This window comes from Paraburkholderia bengalensis, from assembly GCF_037126505.1.
GTDB lineage: Bacteria > Pseudomonadota > Gammaproteobacteria > Burkholderiales > Burkholderiaceae > Paraburkholderia > Paraburkholderia bengalensis.
Window position 1 is genome coordinate 56,927 of record NZ_JACFYJ010000003.1, and the last position, 18,719, is coordinate 75,645.

Annotated in this window: 18 protein-coding genes and 2 pseudogenes; 6 read left to right on the top strand and 14 right to left on the bottom strand. The window is 64.9% G+C overall.

Translation table 11 applies throughout. From position 1 onward, the window contains the following. Nucleotides 1-24: 24 nt before the first annotated feature. Nucleotides 25-1,542: a CoA-acylating methylmalonate-semialdehyde dehydrogenase gene (locus H3V53_RS02920; RefSeq protein ID WP_336596641.1), complete on the bottom strand. Its 1,518-nt coding sequence runs from the start codon at nucleotides 1,540-1,542 to the stop codon at nucleotides 25-27. Nucleotides 1,543-1,691: 149 nt separating this feature from the next. On the opposite strand from H3V53_RS02920, the pseudogene H3V53_RS02925 reads away from it, so the two are divergent. After that, nucleotides 1,692-2,590 (top strand): annotated as a pseudogene (locus H3V53_RS02925) (LysR family transcriptional regulator). Between the two features lie 299 nt (nucleotides 2,591-2,889). Next, nucleotides 2,890-3,420 carry a CYTH domain-containing protein gene (locus H3V53_RS02930; protein WP_054918151.1) on the top strand — a complete coding sequence of 177 codons (531 nt, stop codon included), beginning with the start codon at nucleotides 2,890-2,892 and terminating at the stop codon, nucleotides 3,418-3,420. Nucleotides 3,421-3,439: 19 nt separating this feature from the next. Here the strand turns inward: H3V53_RS02930 and H3V53_RS02935 are convergent, their stop codons facing one another. Beyond that, nucleotides 3,440-3,931, bottom strand: coding sequence for an Lrp/AsnC ligand binding domain-containing protein (locus H3V53_RS02935; protein ID WP_054918149.1), 492 nt, complete (start codon nucleotides 3,929-3,931; stop codon nucleotides 3,440-3,442). A 142-nt stretch (nucleotides 3,932-4,073) separates the two neighbouring features. Between H3V53_RS02935 and phhA the strand changes: the two genes are divergently transcribed. Further along, complete coding sequence (phhA, locus tag H3V53_RS02940) at nucleotides 4,074-4,964, top strand: phenylalanine 4-monooxygenase (RefSeq protein ID WP_336596642.1); 891 nt, start codon at nucleotides 4,074-4,076, stop codon at nucleotides 4,962-4,964. 122 nt (nucleotides 4,965-5,086) lie between these two features. Next, complete coding sequence (locus H3V53_RS02945; protein ID WP_336596764.1) at nucleotides 5,087-5,383, top strand: 4a-hydroxytetrahydrobiopterin dehydratase; 297 nt, start codon at nucleotides 5,087-5,089, stop codon at nucleotides 5,381-5,383. A 100-nt stretch (nucleotides 5,384-5,483) separates the two neighbouring features. Here H3V53_RS02945 and H3V53_RS02950 read toward each other — a convergent pair whose 3' ends face one another. Next, nucleotides 5,484-5,714, bottom strand: coding sequence for a DUF3717 domain-containing protein (locus H3V53_RS02950; RefSeq protein ID WP_054918143.1), 231 nt, complete (start codon nucleotides 5,712-5,714; stop codon nucleotides 5,484-5,486). Between the two features lie 114 nt (nucleotides 5,715-5,828). Between H3V53_RS02950 and H3V53_RS02955 the strand changes: the two genes are divergently transcribed. Beyond that, the gene (locus H3V53_RS02955; RefSeq protein ID WP_007581727.1) at nucleotides 5,829-6,515 is read left to right on the top strand and encodes a response regulator transcription factor; all 687 of its coding nucleotides are present in this window, start codon (nucleotides 5,829-5,831) and stop codon (nucleotides 6,513-6,515) included. A 268-nt stretch (nucleotides 6,516-6,783) separates the two neighbouring features. Then, nucleotides 6,784-8,010: pseudogene (locus H3V53_RS02960) on the top strand (sensor histidine kinase N-terminal domain-containing protein); the annotation flags it as partial. Nucleotides 8,011-8,512: 502 nt separating this feature from the next. Here H3V53_RS02960 and H3V53_RS02965 read toward each other — a convergent pair. From H3V53_RS02965 to H3V53_RS03015, 11 genes are all read right to left on the bottom strand, one after another. Continuing rightward, entirely contained in the window at nucleotides 8,513-9,376 is an 864-nt protein-coding gene (locus H3V53_RS02965; protein ID WP_336596643.1) for a DUF2092 domain-containing protein, read from the bottom strand. 47 nt (nucleotides 9,377-9,423) lie between these two features. Then, nucleotides 9,424-9,723 (bottom strand): hypothetical protein, encoded by a 300-nt coding sequence (locus H3V53_RS02970; RefSeq protein ID WP_336596644.1) that lies wholly within the window; start codon nucleotides 9,721-9,723, stop codon nucleotides 9,424-9,426. 472 nt (nucleotides 9,724-10,195) lie between these two features. Further along, nucleotides 10,196-10,549, bottom strand: coding sequence for a RidA family protein (locus H3V53_RS02975; protein WP_336596645.1), 354 nt, complete (start codon nucleotides 10,547-10,549; stop codon nucleotides 10,196-10,198). A gap of 59 nt (nucleotides 10,550-10,608) precedes the next feature. Next, on the bottom strand, nucleotides 10,609-11,790 hold the full coding sequence (locus tag H3V53_RS02980; protein WP_336596646.1) for an NAD(P)/FAD-dependent oxidoreductase: 1,182 nt from the start codon (nucleotides 11,788-11,790) through the stop codon (nucleotides 10,609-10,611). Then, the gene (locus H3V53_RS02985; protein WP_336596647.1) at nucleotides 11,783-13,213 is read right to left on the bottom strand and encodes an FAD/NAD(P)-dependent oxidoreductase; all 1,431 of its coding nucleotides are present in this window, start codon (nucleotides 13,211-13,213) and stop codon (nucleotides 11,783-11,785) included. The genes H3V53_RS02980 and H3V53_RS02985 overlap by 8 nt, the downstream gene beginning before the upstream one ends. Beyond that, entirely contained in the window at nucleotides 13,203-13,544 is a 342-nt protein-coding gene (locus H3V53_RS02990) for a (2Fe-2S)-binding protein (RefSeq protein ID WP_336596648.1), read from the bottom strand. The genes H3V53_RS02985 and H3V53_RS02990 overlap by 11 nt, the downstream gene beginning before the upstream one ends. 7 nt (nucleotides 13,545-13,551) lie before the next feature. Further along, complete coding sequence (locus tag H3V53_RS02995; protein ID WP_336596649.1) at nucleotides 13,552-14,688, bottom strand: NAD(P)/FAD-dependent oxidoreductase; 1,137 nt, start codon at nucleotides 14,686-14,688, stop codon at nucleotides 13,552-13,554. After that, a complete protein-coding gene (locus tag H3V53_RS03000) occupies nucleotides 14,685-15,482 on the bottom strand; it encodes an ABC transporter permease subunit (RefSeq protein WP_054921997.1) in 798 nt (265 codons plus the stop codon). The genes H3V53_RS02995 and H3V53_RS03000 overlap by 4 nt, the downstream gene beginning before the upstream one ends. 4 nt (nucleotides 15,483-15,486) lie before the next feature. After that, nucleotides 15,487-16,359, bottom strand: coding sequence for an ABC transporter permease (locus H3V53_RS03005; protein WP_336596650.1), 873 nt, complete (start codon nucleotides 16,357-16,359; stop codon nucleotides 15,487-15,489). Continuing rightward, nucleotides 16,346-17,416: an ABC transporter ATP-binding protein gene (locus tag H3V53_RS03010; protein ID WP_336596651.1), complete on the bottom strand. Its 1,071-nt coding sequence runs from the start codon at nucleotides 17,414-17,416 to the stop codon at nucleotides 16,346-16,348. Before H3V53_RS03010 ends, H3V53_RS03005 begins: the two co-directional genes overlap by 14 nt. Nucleotides 17,417-17,522: 106 nt before the next feature. Beyond that, nucleotides 17,523-18,587 carry an ABC transporter substrate-binding protein gene (locus tag H3V53_RS03015; protein WP_336596652.1) on the bottom strand — a complete coding sequence of 355 codons (1,065 nt, stop codon included), beginning with the start codon at nucleotides 18,585-18,587 and terminating at the stop codon, nucleotides 17,523-17,525. Nucleotides 18,588-18,719 lie beyond the last annotated feature (132 nt).

The following is an 18,719-nucleotide window of genomic DNA, read 5'->3' on the forward strand; positions in this document are numbered from 1 at the left end:
ATCGCTGCGCGCAGCGCGTTTTCTTTACTTCGCAACAGGCATCGTGAACTCCGCGCCCTTCGCAATGCTGTCGGGCCAGCGCTGCATGATGCTCTTGTAGCGCGTGTAAAAGCGCACGCCTTCTTCGCCGTATGCATGGTGATCGCCGAACAAGGACTTCTTCCAGCCGCCGAACGAATGCCACGCCATCGGCACGGGAATCGGCACATTGATGCCGACCATGCCGATCTCGATCTGCCGCGAGAACGCGCGCGCGACACCGCCATCGGACGTGAAGCACGACACGCCATTGGCAAACTCGTTCTTGTTGATCAGTTCGACAGCCGAGGCAAAATCAGGCACGCGCACCACGCACAGCACGGGCCCGAAGATTTCCTCCCGATAGATCTTCATGTCGGTCTTCACGTCGTCGAACAACGTGCCGCCGAGGAAGAAACCCTTCTCGTGACCGGGCACCTGATGACCGCGCCCATCGACCACGAGTTTCGCGCCCGCCTCGATGCCCGCATCGATATAACCCGACACTTTCTCGCGATGCGCCGCCGTCACGAGCGGACCCATTTCGGCTTCGGCTTCCATGCCGTTCATGATCTTCAGCGACTTCACGCGCGGCGTGAGCCTGTCGATCAGTTCGTCGGCGATATGACCGACGGCGACGGCCACTGAAATCGCCATGCAGCGCTCGCCCGCCGAGCCGTACGCGGCACCGATCAATGCATCGACGGCCTGATCGAGATCGGCATCGGGCATCACGACGAGATGGTTCTTTGCGCCGCCCAGCGCCTGCACTCGCTTGCCGTGTTTCGTGCCTTCCGTATAGATGTATTCGGCAATCGGCGTCGAGCCCACGAACGACAGCGCGCTGACATCGGGATGTACGAGCAGCGCATCGACGGCCACCTTGTCGCCGTGCACGACGTTGAACACGCCATCGGGCAAGCCTGCTTCCTTCAGCAATTCAGCAAGACGGATCGATGCCGACGGATCGCGCTCCGAAGGCTTCAGCACGAACGTGTTGCCGCACGCAATCGCGACCGGGAACATCCAGCACGGCACCATCATCGGGAAGTTGAACGGCGTGACGCCCGCGACCACGCCCAGCGGCTGACGCAGATTCCAGTTGTCGATGCCGCCGCCGATCTGATCGGTGAAATCGGTCTTCAGCAGATTCGGAATGCCGCATGCAAACTCGACGATCTCGATGCCGCGCATCACTTCGCCCTTCGCATCCGAAAACACCTTGCCGTGCTCGCTCGTGATGATCTCGGCGAGTTCGTCGTGGTGACGGTCGAGCAACTCCTTGAACTTGAACAGCACGCGCGCGCGTTTGATGGGCGCCGTCTCGCTCCACGCGGGAAACGCGGCTTTCGCGGCGGCGACGGCCGCATCGACTTCCGCGACGCTCGCGAGCGGCACACGCGACGTGACGGCGCCCGTGGCGGGATTGAACACATCGCCGAAGCGCTGGCTCGTGCCGTCGATGGGACGGCCGTTGATGGCGTGCGTCAGCGCGCGAACCTTGCCTTGATCCGTCTCGCTCATGTTGTCTCCTGGAAGAATGGTTTGTGATGATCGATGCTGCGGCGCAGCGGCGCGCGAGCGCGCATGATGGTCCAAGCGTAATCGGCAAGCGGGCCGCAAATCCAATGAGTAATGCTCAAATGCGATATAAGGCGCGTTAATATCAGCGGATGGACCTCACCCTGCTCCGCGCTTTCGCGACGGTCGCGCGCGAAGGCAATCTCACCCGCGCGGCCGCGCAGTTGCATCTGACGCAACCGGCCGTCAGCCTGCAGATCAAGAACCTGCAGACGGCGCTCGGCGTGACGCTTTTCACGCGCACTTCGCACGGGCTGGCGCTCACGCGCGACGGACAGGCGCTGCTGCCGCACGCGGAACGCGCACTGGCCGCGGCGGCCGATGTCGAGCGGGCGGCTGCGACGCTGCGCCAGGAAGTGCGCGGACGGCTGCGCATCGGCACGATTCTGGACCCGGCGTTTCTGCGGCTTGGCGGCTTTTTGCGGCAACTCGTCGAAACCTGGCCGCATGTCGAAACGCAGCTTCGCCACGGCATGTCCGGCTGGGTACGCGACCAGGTGCGCGCGGGCGAACTGGACGTCGGCTATTACATCGGCCAGCCCGACGACGACGACACGCGCGAGCCGGCGATCTTCCACGCCGTCACCCTTACACACTTCCAGTATCGGGTGCTGGCGCCCGCCGGCTGGAAAGACCGCGTCAAGGCGCGCGCGACTGGCGCTCGCTGGCATCGCTGCCGTGGATCTGGACGCCGCCCGCGTCCGCGCACAACCGGCTGCTCACGCGCCGGTTCGCGGATGCCGGCGTCAAGCCCGTCAAGGTCGCGGAAGTGGATCAGGAACCGTCGATGCTCGATCTCGTCAAATCGGGAGTTGGTCTGACGCTCGCACGCGATGCGACAGCGATTGCGGAAGCGCATGCGCACGCGCTGACGATCGTCGAAGGCGTCACGGTGCCGACCGAGCTGACGTTCATCACGCTCGCTGCGCACAAGGACGAACCGGCCATCGCCGCCGCGCTGAAGCTGATCGAGCAGCAGTGGTCGGCGTGAATGCTGGCGGGCGGCAACGCGTCGTGCGATATGAGGCGGACTCATGAAGCTGCGGCGATGTCGAGTGCGTATGTACCCTCATGCACCGTGGCCTTTAACCGCATCGCCATGTGCTTTTTGCTAGATTGACGTCTGGTCGACGTTTTTCCCCGACGCATTGACCAATGCGTCACCGAATCCCAGTCCGCTGTTTTCCGTGTTTCCTCTGGCTCTGCCGACCGGCTTGCGACGCCGGCAAACGGGGCGATTCAGTCGTCGTCAGCAGCCGTCCACGCATCTTCTTCCGACAGGAGCTTCACATGGCACGCAATATCGAAATCAAAGCCCGCGCCCAGCAGTTCGAGCAGCTTCGCGAGCGCGCCGCGGCACTTTCGCCTGACGCTCCGTTGATCTTTCGACAGCAGGACTTTTTCTACGACGTGCCGCGCGGCCGTCTGAAGCTGCGCCAGTTCGACGACGGCACCCCCGCCGAACTGATCTTCTATCAGCGCGACGACCGCGACGGCCCGAAAGCGTCGTACTACACGCGCAGCCCCGTCACCAACGCGGACGCGATGCACTCGCTGCTGGCCACCGCGCTGACCACGCGCGGCATCGTCACGAAGGAGCGCCACGTCTATATCGTCGGACGAACGCGGATTCATCTGGACCGCGTGGATGGGCTCGGCGATTTCGTCGAGCTGGAGGTCGTGCTCGCGCAGGACGACGACGAAGAAGGCGGCGAAGCCGAAGCGCACGCGATGTTCGCGAAGCTCGGCGTGCCGGAATCGGATCTGGTCGGCGTCGCGTATGTGGATTTGCTGAATCAGGAGCCGCTGAAGGCCGCTTGACCCTCCCCACGCCGCGAGGTCAGACGGCCGCCGCGCCCGGCGCCAGATGACCGAGCGGCAACGGACCGTTGCGCTTGAACGTGGTCAGCACGATGTTCGAGCGCACGCTGTCGACGCCTGGCACGCGCATCAGCTTCTTCATCACGAACGACGACAGCGCGTTCAGATCCGGCGCGACGATACGCAGCAAATAATCCGCATCGCCGACCACCGCGTGACACTCCAGCACTTCGGGCAGCACGTCGATCTGCTGCTGGAACTGCTCGATGATCGAATCGCCGTGGTGCTTCAGCTTCAGGCTCGTGAACGCCGTCACGCCCAGCCCGAGCTTTTCTGGGCGCAGCACGACGCGATAGCCGTCCACCACGCCGATCGACTCCAGCCGCTGCAAGCGCCGGCCGATCTGTGACGGCGAAAGCGGCACCTGCTCGCCTAGCTGCTGGTGCGTCGCGCGCCCGAAGCGCTGCAGGACGTCGAGCAGCGCAAGGTCGAAGTGATCGAGTTCAACCATGTAAACTCTCCGCATAGTTTCGCGAGTTCATGCACGATTATCGCATTTACGGTGCGTACTTTCGATAACTCGCGCCCTTTCCGCGCGTTCTCCGCTCTACACTTGCACGCCGTCCAATCTTGGGCGAGCCGCCCTGCCAGCCATGTCCGTTCCGAACACCGCGAAGCTCAAGGAGCAATTCGACGTCGGCCTGCAAACCCGCGCCGATTTCACCATCGATCAGCCGATGGATCGCTACGGCGGCGTCGATCACGCCGTCTGGAAGCAGCTCTACACGCGCCAGACTTCGCTCCTCGAAGGACGAGTCTGCGACGCGTTCCTGCTGGGCGTGAAGCGCCTGAATCTGTCGCCGGAAAACGTGCCTGCGTTCGATGACATCAATACGCAACTGATGCCCGCAACGGGCTGGCGCATCGTCGCCGTGCCCGGTCTGGTGCCGGACCAGGTGTTTTTCGAGCATCTGGCGAACCGGCGCTTTCCCGTCACGTGGTGGATGCGGCGCCCGGATCAACTCGACTATTTGCAGGAGCCCGACTGCTTCCACGACCTGTTCGGCCACGTGCCGTTGCTGTTCGACCCCGTCTTCGCCGATTACATGCACGCGTACGGCCGCGCGGCGCTCGCCGCGCACGCTGCGAACGCGTTGCCGCTGCTCGCGCGCCTCTATTGGTACACCGTCGAATTCGGCCTGATCCGCGACGACGCCAGCCCGAACGGCGTGAAAATCTACGGCGCGGGCATCGTGTCGAGCAAAGACGAGACGCTTTATAGCCAGCAAAGCGATGCGCCCAATCGCATCGCGTTCGACCTCGCACGCGTGATGCAAACGCAGTACCGGATCGACACGTTCCAGAAGACGTACTTCGTGATCGACGACTTCGCGCAGCTATTCGACCTCGCGCGAACCGATTTCGCGCCCCTGCTGGCAATGCTCGCCGATGCGGCACCGATTCCGGCGGGCGACATCCGCGCGGGCGATCGCGTCATCATGCGCGGCTCCGGCGAAGGCTGGGCGACGGACGGCGACATCTGAGGCGACGCTCTGCAGCACATCGCCAACCGTGAAAAAATAGAACTCGCATGGATGTACACAAGCGCGGCGGGGCCGATGCACCGGCATCGACGCAGCCGCGCACGACCTGCAGAGGTGACACGATGATCCAGAAACTTTCTTCTGAAGAACGCGCGACGCAGCTTGCGCAACTGGCTGGCTGGCAAGCCGTCGACGGCCGCGACGCGATCAAGCGGAAGTTGAAATTCGCCGACTTCAACGAGGCATTCGGCTTCATGACGCGCGTTGCGATCAAGGCCCAGGAAATGGACCATCATCCCGAATGGTTCAACGTCTACAGCACGGTCGAGATCACGCTGTCCACGCACGATGCGAACGGACTCACCGAACGCGACGTCAAGCTCGCGCGTTTCATCGATCAGATTTCGGCCGGGAAATAGCCTTGATTGAAAAACGGCCGCGAGCGGGAGTCGAAGGCCAGCGAAGCGAAGGGAAAGTCAGAAGTGAAAGCGTTTTGCAGGTAATCAGGCGACCAAACCTTCACTTCTTTAGGCCATTTATAAGGGACACGTAAGAATCCCATGCGGCGCGTGCATTCTGGTCCAAACCTTCCTGCGGCAGCGTAGTCTGTCGCTGTACAATCATCAGCGCATACGGCTTGGAGAGCGCGCTTGCCTCCTTGCACAGAACATGTTCGTCGCCACTCGAAGGCGAGCGCGTACGCCAGAAATTGATCGCGGCTTCCAGTTCGGAGATCGTAATATCGGACATGGCTTGCTGATCTTTTGAAGGCCGTATCGAACGGCTCGCCGCACGGCATTCTGTGCAGCAGGCGCCCCGCGAACCGCGTGCCTCTTGCCAACCCATTGTACTTGAGCGAAACCCATGCGACTCCTTCTGATCGAAGATGACCGCCCCATCGCACGCGGCATCCAAAGCAGTCTTGAACAAGCCGGCTTCACGGTCGACATGGTCCACGACGGCATCTTCGCCGAACAGGCACTGACGCAGAACCGCCACGAACTCGTGATCCTCGATCTCGGTCTGCCCGGCATCGACGGCATGACGCTGCTCTCGCGTTTCCGTCAGAGCAACCGTCATACGCCCGTGATCGTGCTGACCGCGCGCGACGAGCTGAACGACCGCGTCCAGGGCCTGAATTCCGGTGCGGACGACTACATGCTGAAGCCGTTCGAACCCGCCGAACTCGAAGCGCGTATCCGCGCGGTGATGCGCCGCAGCGGACCGCATGGCGACATGCCGCGTCCGGAGGTGTCGCTCGGCGGCGTGCGGCTGTCGGGCGTCGATCGCCGCATCTTCAACGACGACAAGCCGCTCGAACTGTCGCCGCGCGAGTTCGCCGTGCTCGAAATGCTGCTGCTGCGTCATGGCCGCGTGGTCAGCAAGGCGCAACTGCAGGATCACCTGACGCACTTCGGCGGCGATCTCGGCGACACCGCGATCGAAGTCTACGTGCATCGCGTACGCAAGAAACTGGAAAACTGCCGCGTCGAAATCGTCACTGTGCGCGGTTTCGGCTATCTGCTCCAGGAAATCCGCCAGGCGTCATAATGCACGTCAAGACCGTTGTGGTCTGACGGCGTCCGGGTGGTCCGACGCGCGGCCGCAAGCGCATCGACAATGCGCGGCGGTCGCCTGTGTCGTTTGGCCCGGCAGCGACGACGCGGCGTCGCGTGTGCTTCGCTCCGCATGCGTCATGCAGTTCGGGCGCAACTCACGTGCAGTCTGCGAGGCGCGCGCCGCTGAAACCCGCCGTTCAAACGTGTGGCTGATGCAGTCGATCGTTCGTCGGCGTCGGCCTTTTATCGCGGGTTCGACCATGCCCTATCCCGCCGCGAATAGTCTGCGCCGCCAGCTGCTGCGCCGCCTCGCCGCTCCCCTTTCGCTGCTCGCGCTGATGAGCGGCCTCATTGCGTACTGGCTCGCGTGGCAATACACGCAGCATGTCGTCGATCGCTCGCTCGCTGATCTCGCCACGGCCATTTCGAAGCAGATCCAGATTGCCGGACCCGACGCGCCGATCACCGTGCCGCCGCTCGCGCAGGCGATGTTCTCCGATCCTGTCGAACAGCTCGTGTACCGGATCAGCAACGGCGAAACCGAAATCGCCGGCGATCCGAAACTGCCGCTGCAAGGCTCGAACGTGCGTCGCATGCACTACGCGTACGTGTTCGAGACGGAGCATGAAGGCACGACGGTGCGCGTCGCGCAGGTGCGCGTCGATCAGCCGACGGGCAATCCCATCGTCATCGAAGTCGGCCAGCCTGTGCGACACCGGTTTCAGATCGCCGCCGAGTTTCTCGTCGCGATCATGATGCCGCTGCTGTTGCTGCTGCTCGCGGGCTGGGTGATCGTGTGGCGCGTCGTGAACCAGCAGCTCAATCCGCTGACCGATCTCGCCGATTCGCTGAACCGTCAGACGCACACATCGCTAGAACCCGTCGACGAAACCTTCGTTCCGCTCGAAATCCGTCCGCTCACGGGCGCGCTGAACGGTTTGCTCGATCGCCTGAAAACCGCGCTCGACGCGCAGCGCAAGTTCATCGCCGATGCCGCGCACCAGCTGCGCACGCCGCTCACGGCGATCAAGCTGCACGCCGAGCAGGCCGCCATCGCGCGTGATCCGCAGCAGACGCTCGCCGCCGTGAAGGAATTGCGTGCCGCTTCGGATCGCGCGGTGCGTCTGTCGAACCAGCTGCTGTCCCTTGCGCGCGCCGAGCCTGGAGAACAGGCCGCGCGTTTCGTGAATCTGGACGTCGCATCGCTTGCGTTCGAGACGGGCGCCGAATGGGTGCCGCGCGCGCTCGCCGTGCACGTGGACCTGGGTTTTCAGCGGCTGGATGATCCGTCGAACGATCATCCGCTCATCGCGCGCGGCAATCCCGTGTTGCTGCGCGAAGTGATCGCGAACCTGCTGGACAACGCGCTGAAATACGTGCCGCCGGCGCGCATCCACGGCGCGCGCATCACGATGACGGTCGCGCAAGCCGTCGTCGACAATGTGGAGATGGCGGAAGTCACTGTCGAGGACAACGGTGTTGCCGTAGTAGGTGCTGTGATAGCGGTCGCGCCCGATGCGTTCGTGTAGGTCGTGTAGCCGGAGCCTTGAACGTGCGTCGCGGTGCCGCCATAGTTGTTGGTCGCCGTGGTGCCCTGGCCATAGGTGTGCGTTGCGCTGCCGTACTGGTTGCTATAGGTGGTCTGCCCGGAGCCTGCCTTGTGCGTCGCGGTGCCGCCGTAGGCGCCCGTTGCCGTGGTGCCCTGGCCGTACGTGTGCGTGGCGCTGCCGCCGTATGGATTGCTGAAGCTCGTCTGCCCCGAGCCTTGCGTGTGCGTGGCCGTGTCGCCGTAGCGGTTGGTTGCGGTGGTGCCTTGGCCGGGGGTGTGCGTTTCGCTGCCGCCCCATGCGTTGCTGCGGGTCATCGATTCAGACCCGGACGGGCGCGACCAGCCGCCCGCGTGACCCCAGGCGCCGGCGGGGCCCGAGGCGAAGGCCGGAATCACGAAACCGGCCACGTAGATTGCAAGAGTCTTCACGAGGCGCCTCCTCATTGAGCGCTGGCGGCCCTCGCCTTCGGGGGCGGCTTGAGTCCGGGCGCGTTTGCGGCGTCGGGACGCTCGAATGCAATGGGCGCCGCGCCAGACGTGTCGGACGCCACGAACGCGTTTGCGGGAAGCTGCGGATCGAGCACCCAGTGCGTGAGCGCCAGCACATGGCGCAGGCGCGCGGGATCGTTCAGGTAGACCGCGTAGATGCGGCGCGGCAGCTTGTCCTCTGTGCCGATCCAGGCCTGCACGAACACGTCGCCCGTCACATAGGCGACCATGTCGGTCGTCGTGTCGTCGACGACGGTCGACCGGCCGATGTAGAACGCGATCTTCAATCCGTCGGCGATGTCCTTGTACGGGTCCGCGACGAGTACGTCGGTGAACGGAAAATAGATCGCGCCGACGTCATAGGCCTTCTTGAGCGCGTCGTCGATCGTCGGCGGCGCGTCGGTGACGGCCACGAGTCTCTCGGCGGGCGAGAAGGCCGTTATTGTCTTGCCGTCGTAATAGAACTCCGAGCGCGGACCGTCGCCGAGCGCGATCACCCGCAGCTTGTCGGGCCGCTGCATGAGGACTTCCGACCTGGTCGAGTAGACGAGGGGCGGGCCGATTCGGCTCGGGCTCTCATACGAGACGATGGCCGTGAACGCCATCGACTTCGCCGCCGCGAGGCGGTCGCAGGCGGACTTGATAACGTCGAGCGCGTGCTGGTCGAGTCCCGGCTGATAATCGGGCGCGGCCTGCGCCTGCTTCGCCGCGACTTTCGAGGGCACGTTCGCGCGTTGTTGCGCGCCGCCGCTCGCGGCCATGCAGACGCACAGCGCGGCGACCGCTGCGCGTCCGGCTGGTTTCCAGGCAGTCACCGCAGCCTCCGTGATCAAACGTAGCGTAAAGTCACGCCCGGCGACGATCAGGGGATCATCCCGCATTCGAACATCTTGTTGGCGATCGGCGCCGCCACGCGGTCGATGAACACGGCGCGCATCTGCGGGTCGTTGTGCATCGCCTGGACCGCCATCTGCTCGCCTTCCGGCTTCGGGCGGCCCTTTTTCTCGGCGCGCTCCTGCCACAGTTGCTCGCAGCTCGACTGCTGGTATTTCTGCACGATCCTGTTCGCGACGGCGTCGAGCATCGGGTACTGCTGGGCGGCGGCGACGTTTGCGAGCAAGAGCGTGCTCGCCATTGCACACGACAGACTGCGCTTTTTCATGATGTGCCTCGAAGGGTCCGGCAACGGGGCGGGATGATTCCCGACCTTCCTGCTTCCGGAGCCGTGGCTTGGCTCGATTTCGTCGGACACCCGGACCACTGGAGCCCCGCCGCATCCGGCCGCTCAAACCAGAGTACGAGGCCTCAGACGAGATTCATAGTAAACCTTAGTCTTATATGTCATACCTGTGCGAAGGGGTTCTGGTGTGACTGGCAATGTGATCAGGGAAAGTGACTTAACAAGCCGCTGTACTTGCATGTGTTCGTATGTAACCGGTTCGCCTGTGGCGGCGCTAGGAGGAGCATCTTGCGACACCTCTCGGACGCTTTCGGCGATCCGTTGCGCGAATACAGGAATGCCGCTCACTTGTCATAGAACCCGGCTCTGGGCGCAGGTGGGCACGAAAATCGAATAGCAGGCCGAAGTATAGTTTTCGGTGCCGCCTTAAAAACGGCTCGTCGCGAAGCCGCCGTTACGCCAGCGCGACGACGGCGATTTCGACCAGCAGTTCCGGCGCGGCGAGCTTCGCTTCGACGGTCGCGCGAGTCGGCGCGCAGCCCGGCGTAACCCACGCGTCCCACACGCTGTTCATGCCCGCAAAATCGCGCTCGATATTCGCGAGCCACACCTGGGCCGACACGAGGCGCGTCTTGTCGATGCCCGCCTTTTCCAGAAAGCCGTCGATCTTCGCCAGCACGCTCGCAGTCTGGGTTTTCACATCGGGCGCATGATCGTTCGACGTCTGGCCGCCGATGAACACGAGTCCCGCCGCCTTCACGACGCGGCTCATACGCTGATTCGTTTCGATTCTCACGATGTCGGACATCTTGCTTTGCTCCTAAGGTTTGAGTACAGGAAGGCGCGCCGGGCGGCGCGGGGGTGTGATCAGTGCGCGTCGGCGCCGGCTGTCTGCTGCGGCACGCGCTGGCGCGTAAAACGGTCGATTGCGAAGTCATCGAGCGGCAGTGAAGCCTTGCCGTCGAGCACGAGTTCGGACACGAGCCGCCCGCAAGCCGGTCCGAGCTGGAAACCGCTGCCGCAATAGCCGAACGAATAGACGAGATTCGACGCGCAGCGGCTTGGCGAGATCACGGGCAGTGCATCGTCGGTGAATGCTTCGACGCCCGCCCACGCGCGGTTCACACCGAGATGCCGCAAATGCGGGAAGAGATCGATGACGGTATTGGCGCTGCGCACGAGCCGCGCAAAATCGACTTCGCCATGCCGGCCGTGCAGATCGGCGATACCGATCAGCTTGCCGCCGATCACGACGGTGCCGTTGTCGAACTGCTTGAACGACAACGGACGCCCGGTTGCACCCAGCGTCGCGCGGCAGAACGGCGCGACGCGATGCGTGACCATCAGCATCAGCCCTTCCGGATGCACAGGCACGCGTTCACCCGCCTGTTCGGCCAGTTGTCCCGCCCACGCGCCCGCCGTGACGACGAGTTTTTCCGCGCTGAACTCGCCGCGCGGCGTCTGCGCGAACCAGCGCGTGCCGCGCTGTTCGATGCGGGTGACGGGCGTGCCTTCGAAAAACGCCGCACCATGCCGTTGCGCGGCGAGCCGGAAGGCGGTGGTGGTCTTGAACGGCAGCGCATAGCCGTCGCGCTCGACCCAGATGCCGCCCGTCACGTGCCGGGCAAGCGCCGGCTCGAGTTCGAGCACGCTCGCGCGGTCGATCAGCTTTTCGTGCGTGAAGCCGTGTGCTTCGAGTTGCGCCACGCGGGCGCGGCACTCGTCGAGTTCGGCTTTCGTTTCCGCGATCTTCAGTTGGCCGGACGGCACGAAGCCGCCATCGTCGCCGATCGTCTCGCGCAGGCTGTGCCAGATTTCACGCGACATCAGCGCGAGCGGAATCTCGGGCAGCGGCCGGCCGAGCGTGCGCACGCCGCCCGCATTGACGCCCGACGAATGCCGCGCGACGTAGTCGGCTTCGAGCACGGTCACGCTCGCGCCGCGCGCGGCCAGGTGGAACGCGCTGCTCGAGCCGTGCAGCCCGCCGCCGATGACCAGCACGTCGGCTTCGCGCACGGCGCTGGAAGAGGACAGGGCAGCGTCATTCACCGGCGAGTTCTCCTAGCGTCAGCGGCTTGATGGGCGGACGGATGCGGTAATAGCCGACTTCTTCCGGCGGCACCTTGCGCGCGTCGGCGATGATTTCGGTGACGGTCAGCCCGCACATGCGCCCCTGACACGGCCCCATCCCGCAGCGTCCGAACGACTTCGCCTGGTTCGGGCCGAGGCAGCCGAGTTCGACGAAACCGCGCACGTCGCCCGCCGTCACTTCCTCGCAGCGGCACACGACCACGTCGTCGCGCGGAATACGGTTCGTGTCGCGCGGGCGGTACAGGCTGTCCAGGAACGGACGGATGCGCATCACGCTCTCCAGCGCGCGGCGGTGCGTCGCGGCTTCGCGCTCGCAGGTGGCGGCATCGATTGCGCCGAGTTGACTGGCCGCCTGCAGCGCGGCGAGCGCGCCCTGTTCGGCCGCCGCCAGCGCACCGCCGATACCCCCGCCGTCGCCTGCGACGAAGATGCCCGGCACGTCGAGTTCGCCCCATGCGTCGGTGGTGGGTGCGAAGCATAGCTGCGCGGCGTCCCAATGGTGTTGCGCGCGCAACGACAGCGTGAACTGCGTATTCGGCACGACGCCCTGATGCAGCAGGATCACGTTCGCGTCGATCCGGTGCGCACGGCCTTGCGTCGTGAAGCTCAGCGCGGCTGCACGCTCGACACCTTGAGCATCCTGCTTCGACTCGACGCGCAGATCGTCGGCGGCTTCGTAGATGGGCACGCCCGCGGCGCGCAGCGTGCGGATCAGTTGCAGGCCCTTGCTCAGGAACGGCCAGGCGCGCAACGCCGACAGCAGATGTTTCTTCGCGCGCCAGCGGTCTTCGTGACGCGTGGTGTCGACCAGTGCGCGGATCGGCACGCCGGCACGCACGTATTGCCAGCCGAGCAGATAGAGCAGCGGACCGCAGCCCGCCAGCACGGGCGGCTCGGCGGGCACCTCGCCCGCGCTTTTCAGCAGGATCTGCGCGGCGCCTGCCGTCAGCACGCCGGGCAGCGTCCAGCCGGGAATCGGAAACGGCCTTTCCAGCGCGCCCGTGGCCAGAATCACGCGGCGTGCGTCGAAGCTGCCGACCTTGCCGTCCTTCAGATAGTGCACGGCGCGCTCGCGCGTCGCCTGCCACACGGACGCATGCGCGACATGCCGTGCGCCGGAGCGCGCGAACGCGTCGGCGAGCGATGCGCCCGCTGCATAGTCGGGGCCGAGAATCTCCTTGCGGCGCGCATCGGCGCGGCCGATCGCCCGATAAATCTGCCCGCCGACGGCGTCCTGCTCGTCGAGCAGCACCACGGACAGACCCGCGCGCGCGGCGCGCGCCGCCGCGCTCATGCCGGCGGGACCGGCGCCCACCACGACGACATCGACGGCTTCCGAAGGGAAACCCGACACGGTTTCCGGTGCGTAATCAGCGGGCATGAGCATCCTCCAGTGAAACATCGATGGGCGGCAGATCGCGCGCGCCTTCTTGCGAGCGGATGCGCATGCCGGCGCGCACTGTCACCATGCAGCTTTGCCGGCTCGGCACGCCGTCGATCTCGACGAGACACTCGAAGCACGCGCCCATCATGCAATACGGCGCGCGCGGCGCACCGGAGACAGGTGTCGCACGAAACCGCGCGATGCCGGCAGCGAGCAGCGCGGCCGCCACCGACCGGCCGCCTGGCACGCGCAGCGGCTGATCGTTGAACCAGATGTCGACGGGCGCATCGGCGCCCGGCAGGGCCTTGAAGAGCGGTGTGGAAGTCATGTCGGAATCAGTGAGCGGAAATGAGAGCAGGGGAGTCGAGAAAGCGCGTGCCCGACAGCGCCGGGATCTCGCTGGGCATCGCACCGCCGGCGATCCACGGCGCAATGCGCAGCGCGTGCGCGGCGGCCAGCGTCACGCCGCTATGGCAGGTGACGACGAACGCGCCGGGGTGACGCGCGGATTCGTCGTAGATGGGGAATCCGTCCGGGCTGTAGACCCGCAGCGCGGCCCACGTGCGCACCAGCCGCACGTTCTTCAGCAGCGGAAAGGCGCGCACGCCGCGCCGCGCGATGTCGGACAGCACGGGCGTGGTGGTGAAATCGTCGAAGCCGACTTCTTCCATCGAATCGCCGAATTGCAGCGTGCCTTCGTCGGTTTGCCGCACGTTGAGCGTCGGATAGCGCAGGAACGGCGCGACGCGCTCGCTGATCAGCACCTGGCCGCGGTTCGGCGCAACGGGCGCATGCAGGCCGACATGCGGCGCGAGCACGCGATTGCCGAGCCCGGCGGCGAGCACCACGCGCGCCGCGCGATAGATGCCGCGCTTGCCTTGCACCGCGAAGCCGCTGTTTTCTGGTGTGATGCGCAGCGCTTCCTCGTTGTTCACGAGCTTCACGCCGCGCTGTTGCATGCCCGTATGCAACGCGCGCAGCAGCTTGAGCGGATTGACGTGGCCGTCCATCGGCGTGTAGCTCGCGCCGATCACGTCCGGGCCGATTTCAGGGATACGCTCGCGCACCTCGCGTGCATCGAGCAGTTGATACGGGTAGTCGCCCAGTTCACGCTGCAAGGCGCCGAGACGCTTCGCGCGCTGGGCGATTTCAGCTTCGGAGAAAAAGAAGTGGAAGCCGCCCGGCTGGCGCAGCGCGACGTCGATGCCCGTTTCGGCGAGCAGCGCATCGGCGAGCGCGGGCCAGCGCGTCGCGGAGCTGCGCGACCAGCGCGCATACGGCGACAGTCCATAGCCTTTGCCCTGAATCCAGACCAGCCCGAAGTTGCCGCGCGACGCGCGGAACGCGCCGTCGTCCTGGTCGAGCACAGTGACCTTTGCGCCTTCGCGCGCAAGGCCCCAGGCGACGGCGGAACCGACCAGCCCGCCGCCCAGCACGAGCACGTCGGGTGTGGCGCAAGCGTGACGAATCATCGAGCTTCTCCAATCAGGATGCGGTCCAGTCCGACCATGCGGTCGAGCAGCACCATCAGCAGAACCGTGCCGACGATCAGCACCGCCGACACGGAAGCGACGAGGGGATCGATGGTCTGCGCGATCTGGTTGTACATGGCGACGGGCAGCGTGGTCGTGCCGGGTGTCGCGACGAAAATGGTCATCGTCAGTTCGTCGAAGCTCTGGATGAACGACAGCACCCAGCCGCCCGCGACGCCCGTGCGGATCATCGGCAGCACGACGCGGCGAAATGCGGTGAAGCGGCTCGCGCCGCACGACAGCGCCGCGCGTTCGGCATCGCGGTCGAGCCCGACCGCCGACGACAATGCGAGGCGCAGCGCATACGGCAGCACGATGATCACGTGCGTCGCGACCAGCGCCCAGAACGAGCCGCTCAGATGCAGCAGCGACAGAAAGCGCAGGAACGCGATGCCGAGCACGACGGCGGGAATCATCATCGGCGAGAGAAAGAAGCTCGTCAGCGCGGCGCGGCCCGTGAAGCGGTAGCGCGCAATCGCCAGCGCAGCGGGCACGGCGAGCGCGACGCCGATGGTCGCCGCCGCGAATGCCAGCCGCACGGAAAGCCAGAACGCCGACACGATGTCACCGTTCTCGAGAATCGCGCGAAACCAGCGCAGCGACGCGCCGTCGAAGGGCATCGAGATGAAGCCCTTGTCGGTGAACGCGACCAGCATCACGACGACGAGCGGCGCGAGGATGAAAGTCAGGAACAGCGCGTTGAACAGCAGGCCCCAGAATCCGTTCTGTTTCATGGCGTCACTCGAAAATATGCTTGAAACGGCGTTCGGCGAGACGGCTGCAACCCATCACGATCGCGACGTTCGCGATCAGCAGCAGCACGGCAATGCTCGCGCCGAGCGGCCAGTTCAGCGTGCCGAGAAATTCGTCGTAGGCGGCCGTGGCAACCACTTTCAGACGGCGCCCGCCGATCAGCGCAGGCGTCGCAAACGCCGACGCCGACAGCGCGAACACGATGATCGAACCCGACAGCACGCCGGGCAGGATTTGCGGCAGCACCACGCGGCGGAACACGCGCAGCGGCGAGCCGCCCAGCGACAGTCCGGCCCATTCGACTTGCGGATCGAGCTTTTGCAGCGTCGCCCACACCGACATCACCATGAACGGCACCAGCACATGCGTGAGCGCGATGATCATGCCTGTCATCGTGAAGACGAGGCGGATCGGCTCGGACGTGATGTGCATGGCCTGCAGCGCGTTGTTCAGCACGCCGTTGTTGCCGAGCAGAATCTGCCAGCCAAGCGTGCGCACGACCACCGAGATCAGTAGCGGGCCGAGCACGATCAACAGACACAACGACTGCCAGGGCCGCTTCATGCGCGCGAGCACGATTGTCTCGGGCACGCCGAGCAGCACGCTCAGCACCGTCACGGCCAGCGCGAGGCCCGCTGTGCGCAGGAAGATTTCGCCGTAGTACGGATCGGTCAGCACTTCGGCGTAGTTCTTGAGCGTGTAGGCGGCCTCGACGCCCGCCACGTCGCTGAATACGCGGAACGACAGCAGCAGGGTCAGCACGAGCGGCACGAACAGCAGGGCGCCGAACAGCAGCAGCGCGGGCGACGACAGCAACCACGGCGCGCTGCCTGTGCGCGAGTCGTCAAGCGTTGCCATGGGCGCTCTCCCGGGTCAGCACGCGCAAGTCGTCGTCGGTGAACGAGAGGCCGACTTCATGGCCTTCGCCGGGCGGCGGCGCGCCGTAATTCGGCTGCGCAACATGCAGCTTGCCGAGCGCCGTATCGACTTCGAGCAGCCACTGGTTGCCGATGAACACGCGGTTCGCCACGCGTCCATGCATGCGTGCATCGCCATTGGCGAGGCGCACCTTCTCGGGACGGATATAGACGTGCACCGCGCCTTCCACGTCGCGGCCTTCGTGCGGCACATGCAGCGTGGTGCCCGCCACGTCGACCACCGCGCAGCGCGGATTGCGCGCGCGCACTTCGCCCGGCAACGTGTTGGTGCGGCCGAGGAAGGTCGACGCGAACGGCGTGGCAGGGCGCTCATACGCATCGAACGGCGTGCTCAGCTGCGCGATGCGCCCCTTGTGCAGCACGGCGATGCGGTCGCTCATCGTCATCGCTTCGACCTGGTCGTGCGTGACGAGGATCGTCGTGATGCCGAGTCGCTTCTGGATCGCGCGCAGTTCGATGTGCATTTCCTCGCGCAGCTTCGCGTCGAGATTCGACATCGGTTCATCGAGCAGCAGCAGGTCGGGGCGCATCGCCAGCGCCCGCGCAATCGCGACACGCTGGCGCTGCCCTCCCGACAGTTCTTTCGGATAACGCCCGTCCAGCCCTTTGAGCCGAACCAGATCGAGCGCTTCGGCGATGCGCACTGCGCGCTCATCACGCTTCATGTTGCGCATTTCGAGGCCGAAGCCGACGTTGCCCGCCACCGTCATATGCGGAAACAGCGCATAGCTCTGGAACACGACGCCCATGCCGCGCTTTTCGGGACGCTCGTGCGTGATGTCCCGTCCGGCGAGCGTGATGCGGCCTGCGCTCGGCGCGACGAAGCCGGCGATCATCTGCAGGGTGGTCGTCTTGCCGCAGCCGGACGGCCCGAGCAGCGACAGGAACTCGCCGCGTTCGACGGACAGATCGAGATGCTCGACGGCAGTGAAATCGCCGTAGCGCTTCGAGATGCCTTGCAGGGTGAGAAAGGTCATGGCGTCGGTCCTGTGCGGAGTCGGGCGTAGGAACTGTGAAGCGGCTGAAGCGGCTATAAAGCTGCTATGAAGCTGCTATGAAGCGGCTATGAAGCTGTTGCGCCGCTCAGCGTTCGACCGAGCGGTTCCAGCGCTCCGTCCATTCGGTGCGATGCTGGTTGATCGTGGCCCAGTCCATTGCAGTCAGCTTGCTCACCTGTTCCGGACCGTACGGCACGCGCGCCGCGACCTCGGGCGTCAGCTTGACGGTCTTGTTGACGGGGCCGAGTCCGATTGCCTGCGCCTGCATCGCCTGCACTTCGGGGCTCAGCAGATACTGGATGAACTCCTGCGAGAGCTTGGGCTGTGCATTCTCGGCGAGCGCGCAGGCTGCCACCTGCAGCGCGACGCCGCCTTCCTTCGGATACACGAACTTGAGCGGAAAGCCCGTGTTTTGCAACGCAACGGCGCGGCCGCTGCCATACGGCGCGAGGATGACGTCGCCGGCCTGCATCAAACCGTCCATCTCGCCGGGCGTCGGCGCCCACGACAGCACGTCGGGTGCGACCTGTTTCGTCATCGCGTTGAAGCCTGGATCGATGTTCTTTTCGCCGCCGCCGTTCAGACGCGCGAGCATCACGAGCGTATGCAGTCCATACGTGTTGGTGATGGGTGGCACGCCGAGTTTGCCCTTCAGGCGCTTGTCGGTGAGCGCCTGCCATGAATCGGGCGCGGGCAGGCCGAGCTTTTTGAACGCCTCTTCGTTATAGCCGATGCCCGTCGCCACCATGCCGACGCCGACGGCCGTCGGGCCGAGCCGCGCGAGCGGATAGACGTCTTTCATCACGGGCGCATCCTCGACCTTCGCGCACAGGCCAAGCTGCATCGCCTGATACATCGGGCCGTCGTCCATCACCGCAACGTTGATCTGTTGATGGCCTTTCTGCGCCTGCAGCTTCGCGAGCGTATCGCTTGAATTGCCCGCCACATAGACGATCTTCACGTCATGCGCTTTCTCGAACGGCGGAATGACTTTCTGCCGGTACAACTGCTCGTTCGAGCCGCCGACGTTCGCGACATATAGCGTGGTTTCGGCGTGGGCGTGCAAGGGAGCGGTCAGACAGACGACGGACAGTGCGGAGGCGAGAGCGTGGAGCGTAGAACGGCAACGGCGGCGCAGCGATTCTTGCATGACGGCGATCTCCAGTCAGTGTGGGAATGGACGCTCTGGTGGCGTGTCCATGCATCACAGTCTGTGCCGTAATGGTCATATCGTCCAATACGAATAAAATAGCAATCCATACATGGCTGATATGGGTTGAAA

Excerpts from the sequence above, each read along its gene's own strand:
- H3V53_RS02995 (WP_336596649.1), bottom strand. The coding sequence starts at position 14,688 with ATGATTCGTCACGCTTGCGCCACACCCGACGTGCTCGTGCTGGGCGGC.
- H3V53_RS02950 (WP_054918143.1), bottom strand. The coding sequence starts at position 5,714 with ATGTCCGATATTACGATCTCCGAACTGGAAGCCGCGATCAATTTCTGG.
- H3V53_RS02920 (WP_336596641.1), bottom strand. The coding sequence starts at position 1,542 with ATGAGCGAGACGGATCAAGGCAAGGTTCGCGCGCTGACGCACGCCATC.
- H3V53_RS02945 (WP_336596764.1), top strand. The coding sequence starts at position 5,087 with ATGATCCAGAAACTTTCTTCTGAAGAACGCGCGACGCAGCTTGCGCAA.
- H3V53_RS02970 (WP_336596644.1), bottom strand. The coding sequence starts at position 9,723 with ATGAAAAAGCGCAGTCTGTCGTGTGCAATGGCGAGCACGCTCTTGCTC.
- H3V53_RS02935 (WP_054918149.1), bottom strand. The coding sequence starts at position 3,931 with ATGGTTGAACTCGATCACTTCGACCTTGCGCTGCTCGACGTCCTGCAG.
- H3V53_RS02955 (WP_007581727.1), top strand. The coding sequence starts at position 5,829 with ATGCGACTCCTTCTGATCGAAGATGACCGCCCCATCGCACGCGGCATC.
- H3V53_RS02930 (WP_054918151.1), top strand. The coding sequence starts at position 2,890 with ATGGCACGCAATATCGAAATCAAAGCCCGCGCCCAGCAGTTCGAGCAG.
- H3V53_RS03005 (WP_336596650.1), bottom strand. The coding sequence starts at position 16,359 with ATGGCAACGCTTGACGACTCGCGCACAGGCAGCGCGCCGTGGTTGCTG.
- H3V53_RS03000 (WP_054921997.1), bottom strand. The coding sequence starts at position 15,482 with ATGAAACAGAACGGATTCTGGGGCCTGCTGTTCAACGCGCTGTTCCTG.
- phhA (WP_336596642.1), top strand. The coding sequence starts at position 4,074 with ATGTCCGTTCCGAACACCGCGAAGCTCAAGGAGCAATTCGACGTCGGC.
- H3V53_RS02985 (WP_336596647.1), bottom strand. The coding sequence starts at position 13,213 with ATGCCCGCTGATTACGCACCGGAAACCGTGTCGGGTTTCCCTTCGGAA.
- H3V53_RS02990 (WP_336596648.1), bottom strand. The coding sequence starts at position 13,544 with ATGACTTCCACACCGCTCTTCAAGGCCCTGCCGGGCGCCGATGCGCCC.
- H3V53_RS03010 (WP_336596651.1), bottom strand. The coding sequence starts at position 17,416 with ATGACCTTTCTCACCCTGCAAGGCATCTCGAAGCGCTACGGCGATTTC.
- H3V53_RS02975 (WP_336596645.1), bottom strand. The coding sequence starts at position 10,549 with ATGTCCGACATCGTGAGAATCGAAACGAATCAGCGTATGAGCCGCGTC.
- H3V53_RS03015 (WP_336596652.1), bottom strand. The coding sequence starts at position 18,587 with ATGCAAGAATCGCTGCGCCGCCGTTGCCGTTCTACGCTCCACGCTCTC.